General features: G+C 32.9%; 6 protein-coding genes. 4 read left to right on the plus strand and 2 right to left on the minus strand.

Going from position 1 to position 6,125, the window contains the following annotated elements:
* Positions 1 to 83: 83 nt before the first annotated feature.
* The 4 genes from AB8B65_RS12875 (at position 84) to AB8B65_RS12890 (ending at position 4,497) form a co-directional block, all read left to right on the plus strand.
* Entirely contained in the window at positions 84 to 851 is a 768-nt protein-coding gene (locus AB8B65_RS12875; RefSeq protein ID WP_405301481.1) for a DUF4129 domain-containing protein, read from the plus strand.
* Positions 848 to 2,071, plus strand: a complete 1,224-nt coding sequence (locus AB8B65_RS12880; protein ID WP_405301482.1) for a DUF4350 domain-containing protein — start codon at positions 848 to 850, stop codon at positions 2,069 to 2,071. The genes AB8B65_RS12875 and AB8B65_RS12880 overlap by 4 nt, the downstream gene beginning before the upstream one ends.
* 30 nt (positions 2,072 to 2,101) lie before the next feature.
* Entirely contained in the window at positions 2,102 to 3,127 is a 1,026-nt protein-coding gene (locus AB8B65_RS12885; protein WP_405301483.1) for an AAA family ATPase, read from the plus strand.
* A 62-nt stretch (positions 3,128 to 3,189) separates the two neighbouring features.
* Positions 3,190 to 4,497 carry a DUF58 domain-containing protein gene (locus AB8B65_RS12890; RefSeq protein ID WP_405301486.1) on the plus strand — a complete coding sequence of 436 codons (1,308 nt, stop codon included), beginning with the start codon at positions 3,190 to 3,192 and terminating at the stop codon, positions 4,495 to 4,497.
* A gap of 18 nt (positions 4,498 to 4,515) precedes the next feature.
* Here AB8B65_RS12890 and AB8B65_RS12895 read toward each other — a convergent pair whose 3' ends face one another.
* Positions 4,516 to 4,776 carry a hypothetical protein gene (locus AB8B65_RS12895; RefSeq protein ID WP_405301484.1) on the minus strand — a complete coding sequence of 87 codons (261 nt, stop codon included), beginning with the start codon at positions 4,774 to 4,776 and terminating at the stop codon, positions 4,516 to 4,518.
* 115 nt (positions 4,777 to 4,891) lie between these two features.
* The gene (locus AB8B65_RS12900; RefSeq protein ID WP_405301485.1) at positions 4,892 to 5,662 is read right to left on the minus strand and encodes a hypothetical protein; all 771 of its coding nucleotides are present in this window, start codon (positions 5,660 to 5,662) and stop codon (positions 4,892 to 4,894) included.
* Between the last annotated feature and the right edge of the window lie 463 nt (positions 5,663 to 6,125).

The raw sequence follows: 6,125 nt of genomic DNA on the forward strand, positions 1-6,125 counted from the left end.
ATTGTGTTTTTTGGTTTAAAAGAAGACAAAGAAAATATTCACGCACAACAAACTATTGATTCGATCGGAAACGAATAAAATATATGCCAAAAACCTTAAAACATATCTTTTTTATCTTTTCCATTGCTGGAATGTTCTCTTCGGCACTTTGGGCAACAAATACCGTTACTGTTGATCCTTCGCCTGTACAACAAACACCAGTAAAGGAAGACACTTCTTACAAAGATCCTAAACAGTTTGATGACGATTTTAAAGAACGGTACAGCGATAGTGATTATGCATACGATTCAGAAGCAACAGAAAAAAATTGGATAGCAAGAATAATTGATTGGATTGAAACTACCGTACAAGATTGGTTTAACTTAGATACACAAGAACAAGCTTCTGATGTTGTAAAAGACATTATCAATATTTTTTATGTGCTTATCGTTATTTTGGTCGTTTTCTTTATTGCGCGAGCGCTAATGGATGGTGAAGGACGTTGGGTTTTTGGAAAACAATCAAACCGTCGCATGATCAACTATGAAGATGTAGAAACGGACATTCATGTTACAGATTTTGATCAGTTAATTGAGGAATCTATTACAAAAACAGATTATCGATTGGCTATTAGATATCAATATTTAAACATGTTAAAACAATTGAGCGCAGCAGAAATTATTGCGTTCGATCCTGAAAAAACAAACTTCGATTATACGTATGAAATCACTGATGACGCTGTACGCGAACAATTTCAGTACACTTCTTATTTATATGATTATGTTTGGTATGGCGAATTTGACATTGACAAATCGCAATACGAACAAGCCAAAGAATCATTTCGTGTTTTACTTAAAAATGTTGCCGCATGAGTAAAAGACTAAAAATATATCTCGGAATTTTAATTGCAATTCTAATTGCCGTGGTCGTTGTTGAACTTTCCAAACCAACACCACTAGATTGGCGCCAAACGTATAACGAACGACAAAAGAAACCATACGATTTAAAAGTATTTCACGAAGAATTGGCAACCATTTTATACAGTGGAAAAATTAAAAATGTGTACCGAACACCTTTTGAGTATTTTAGAGATCAATATGATTTTGATAGATACGAGTACAAAATTAGAGGAAGTTTCATTAGCATAACACCCGATTTTTTAGTCGATCCAGGATCTATACATGAACTGCTCGATTATGCTGCCGAAGGAAACATTATATTTATTTCTTCTAACGACATGCCTCGCTATTTAAGGGATTCCTTAGGTTTCTCAATAAAAAATGACCTCCGTTTTAAAAGTGAAACAACGCTGTCATTTGTAAACAGACGATTGCAGAATAACAAAGTAACCTTTAAAGAACGAATTCAAAATGTGCACTTTTCATCCATTGATACGTTGAGCACAACGGTTTTGGGTTATCAACAATTTAAAAATGATTCTACCCAAACAAAATATACCAATTTCATTCATGTTCCTATTGGGCAAGGTTCGTTTTTATTACATACGCAACCTACAGTATTTACAAATTTTCAATTGCTAAAGGACAATCAGTACAAATACACGGAAGGCATTTTAGCTTTCATTCCAAATGAAGATGTATTTTTTGATTCGCCCAATAAAATAGCAGAAGGCGAAATTGAAAATAGTGATTCAGAATTGCGTTTTATACTAGCACAACCTGCTTTGCGTTGGGCTTGGTATTTGGCACTGACTTTTTTGGCTATTTTTATACTATTCAACATTAAACGAAAGCAGCGATTTGTAAAAGTGATAAAACCTTTAGAAAATACCACAGTCGATTTTACCAAAACCATTGGAAATTTATACTATGAAACAAAAGATCATAAAAATGTAGCACATAAAAAAGTAACCTATTTCCTTGAATATTTGCGCACCGAATATTTTATGGATACACAAGTGCTTGATGAAGCATTTTGCAAACGTTTGCATCAAAAATCAGGGAAACCTTTAGAAGAAACGGAAAGACTCATTAAACTCGTTAAAATTTTAAAAAAGAAATTATTTTTTGATGAAAATGATGTCATTCGCATTACGGATGCTATTGAAAAATTCCGAAGAAAAGACAATTAAACTATTAATTTACAATACTAAACGCATACTATGGACTTTACAGGAGAACATAACGAACAAGAAAATCAGCCAGCTCAAGACGCGCCGTTGTCATTTACGAACAGAATTGATTTGACCGAATTACAAGATGGAATTCTTAAAATAAGACAAGAACTTTCAAAAGTAATTGTAGGTCAAAAAAGTATGATCGATATGTTAATTACAGCGTTGCTCGCCAAAGGACACGTACTTATTGAAGGTGTTCCTGGAGTTGCCAAAACCATTACGGCAAAACTGCTTGCCAAATCGCTCACAGTCGATTTTGGACGTATTCAGTTTACGCCCGATTTAATGCCAAGTGATATTTTGGGAACGTCCATTTTTGACATGAAAAAATCTGAATTCGAGTTTAAAAAAGGACCAGTATTTACCAATATGTTATTGATTGATGAAATTAATCGTGCACCAGCAAAAACACAAGCCGCCTTGTTTGAAGTGATGGAAGAACGACAAATTACCATGGATGGCACAAAATATACTTTAGACGCTCCATTTATGGTATTGGCAACGCAAAACCCTATTGAGCAAGAAGGTACGTATCGTTTGCCAGAAGCACAATTGGACCGTTTTCTGTTTAAAATAAACGTAGCATATCCAAATCTTGAAGAAGAAATAGAAATCATTTCACGAGAACATGATTTAAAAGAAACCAAAAAGGTGGATAAAATCACTTCGTTTTTAACCAAAGAACAAATTACAAAATACCAAGCGTTGGTAAATGATATTATTGTAGAACCGCATTTGTTAAAATACATTGCAGAAATCATCATCAACACACGAAGCAATCAATTTTTGTACATGGGCGCGTCTCCAAGAGCTTCCATTGCCATTTTAAAAGCTTCCAAAGCGTATGCAGCTATGAGTGGGCGCGATTTTGTAACGCCAGAAGATATTAAGCAAGTAGCGATTCCTGTATTGCGACACCGAATCATCATTACGCCAGAGCGCGAAATGGAAGGAATGACGTCAAAACAAATCATCAATCAAATCATACAAACTATTGAGATTCCTCGATAATAAATCGTTTTAAAAACAACTAACTAGTGCAAGTCATCAAAGATTTTTTTAAGTCCTTATATATCCAAGATCGTTTCTTTTACGTATGTTTTGGAATCGTCGCGTGTTTTATATTGAGCTTTATTTTTCCGAAATTCTTTTTTATCTCTAAGTTGTTATTACTCATATTTATCACCTTTGCCCTACTCGATATTTTTATCCTTTACAAAACAAAAACAGGCGTTTTAGGGAAACGACAAGTACCTGATAAGTTTTCAAATGGTGATGCGAATGAAATTTTTTTACGATTAGAAAATTACTATACATTTCCAATTTTCACAAAAATTATTGACGAAATCCCGGAACAATTTCAAGTCCGCGATTTTTCTATTGAAAAGAAAATTGCTGCTTCAAGTGTCATCGAACTAAAATATAAATTACGTCCAACTGCACGTGGCGAATATACTTTTGGAAAACTAAACGTGTATGCAAGTACTTTATTAGGATTGGTTTCGCGTCGTTTTTCTTTCGATAACAAAGCAATGGTGCCAACGTATCCTGCTTTTTTACAGCTAAAAAAATATGATTTGTTAGCGATTGGAAACAACTTAACGATGTACGGAATTAAAAAAATTCGTCGCATCGGACATACAATGGAGTTTGAACAGATTAAAGAATATGTAATTGGAGACGATTTGCGTACTATTAACTGGAAAGCAACGGCAAAACAGCGACAGTTGATGGTGAATCAGTACCAAGACGAGAAATCGCAACCTGTGTATTCTGTGATTGATAAAGGGCGTATGATGAAAATGCCTTTTGATGAATTGAGTCTGCTCGATTATGCCATCAACGCAACGTTGGTGATGAGTAATGTTGTGTTGAAAAAGCAAGACAAAGCCGGCATGTTCAGTTTTTCAAAAAAGGTAGATAATATGGTGATTGCTGAAAAGCGAAGTTCACAAATGAACCTCATCTTAGAAGCGTTGTATAATGTAAAAACGGACTTTTACGAATCTGATTTTGGGAGATTGTACGCAAATATCAAGCAAAATATAAAACACCGTAGTTTGCTATTATTGTACACAAACTTTGAAACGGTAGAAGCACTCAACCGACAATTGCCGTATTTAAAAGGAATTGCCAAAAGTCATTTATTAGTCGTGGTTTTCTTTAAAAACACGGAACTGAATCAGCTTATTGAAAACGATGCAGCCACCATTCAAGAAGCGTATGACAAGGTAATTGCCGAAAAATTCTCCTTCGAAAAACGCTTGATTGTCAACGAACTCAAAAAATACGGTATTCATTCTATTCTCACGACTCCAGAGAATTTGACAATTGATGCTATTAATAAGTATTTGGAGATGAAGGCTCGTGGGTTGGTTTAGGGTTTTAATAAAATATAACTATCCTTGAATCCAAAAATCAATTCCAGCATTTTTATGTGCAATCTCAAAATTATTTTCAGATTTCCGACACACATCAAGTAGCTTTCTTGAAATTTTCGTATAATTTGGAGTGCCAAATATATTTCGACTATCAATATTCCAACCTAGATTAATTAAATATAAAACACTTCTCCAACCTAAGTCAGAATTAATATCAGGTTTGATTTTATTTTCATTATCGTATTTACAAAATTTTTCATAAGTGTGAACCATTTCCATAAGAAAGTAGGTTTTAATTAAGATTCATTATCAGTCAAAAACATGATCATTTAAAAAAGTCTTTTTTGGTTTGCCTTTTTGGTCAAAAAATATTGTGACTCATTACATAATAAGGCTATTCTGTAATTCTATTTTTTATTCTTACAATAGATTCATCAAACCAACTCATTAGTTTTTTTATATGAACTAAATCTATGAACATTTCATCTTTTTTAATTGGAACTGCATACCTAAAGGTAGTTCCATATGGATCAAAATCATCGAAAGCTAAAATCAAATTTTCAAACCATTTTGAAGGATCTACTTTCACTTTTTTCACAAGAAGCTCTCTAACGATTTCATATAATAGTTTTAAGTTATGTGTTTCTTTTTCTTTTTTTATAAGTGACTTTAGATATAGTTCTGTTGCATGTCTGTAATTGTAAATCACTGGATAAATAATACCTCTTTCAGTTTCATCTTCAATTCCAATATTTATAAGTAAATCTCCTGCTTTTTTATACGATTTAGCAAGCATTAATATATCTGAACATTCAGCCATCCCACCTATCATCCAAACATTTGTATCTATTAATTCATTTGAAAATTCTCTAAAAATTGGTTTTGCTTCTGTTGAAATTTCAGAGTAAGGGTATTCAAAATGTTCATACGAGTTTAATCCATAACTAATATTTTTATAGTCAGGTTCTTCTTCCCAATACATGTATATATAACTTAAAGCATAAATGTCATTAACAGTAAACTCTCTTATTGTACCTTTTTCTGGGTTTGCATTCGGATTTAAGTATTCCCTGAAATGATAAGACATCTCCTTTATTACCTGTTTTTCTATTTCTAACATCTTCGCAACCTCAGCGACCCCATATTTTAATTTATAATTCATCATTTTACTCCAATTCACTTTTTCTTAAACAAAATATACTAATGGCATAACAATTTTGTAGCATAATCGAATCTTTTTATACAATAATCTACTTTAAAAGTAAAACAAAGATTACACATATACAATGTGGTTTCCCGTAATCACTTATAAAAAAACACCTAAACTACATGTTCTTGCAATTTAGGTGTTGTTGAAATTGTGAATATTTTAATGAATCGCCGAATAGATAAATAGCTTCCAAAAATTATTTAGAAGCTATTTTTTTCTGACCCAATCTTAATTCTTTCAATACGCTCACTTCTTTAATTTCATTAATAAATATGAAAACCGCATCGCAGTAGATTTTGCGCTTTGTTCATTTGTTGACACGCCTCCATGACCGCCTTCAATATTTTCATAATAATAGATTGGATAGCCCATATCCATCATTTTTGCTGCCATTTTTCTAGCATGCGCTGGATGTACA

The sequence above is a fragment of the Kordia sp. genome (genome assembly GCF_045105435.1).
Lineage (GTDB): Bacteria > Bacteroidota > Bacteroidia > Flavobacteriales > Flavobacteriaceae > Kordia.

What these genes read in the sequence shown, in the direction of transcription:
- AB8B65_RS12880 (WP_405301482.1), top strand. Translation starts at nt 848, where the DNA reads ATGAGTAAAAGACTAAAAATATATCTCGGAATTTTAATTGCAATTCTA.
- AB8B65_RS12885 (WP_405301483.1), top strand. Translation starts at nt 2,102, where the DNA reads ATGGACTTTACAGGAGAACATAACGAACAAGAAAATCAGCCAGCTCAA.
- AB8B65_RS12895 (WP_405301484.1), bottom strand. Translation starts at nt 4,776, where the DNA reads ATGGAAATGGTTCACACTTATGAAAAATTTTGTAAATACGATAATGAA.
- AB8B65_RS12900 (WP_405301485.1), bottom strand. Translation starts at nt 5,662, where the DNA reads ATGATGAATTATAAATTAAAATATGGGGTCGCTGAGGTTGCGAAGATG.
- AB8B65_RS12875 (WP_405301481.1), top strand. Translation starts at nt 84, where the DNA reads ATGCCAAAAACCTTAAAACATATCTTTTTTATCTTTTCCATTGCTGGA.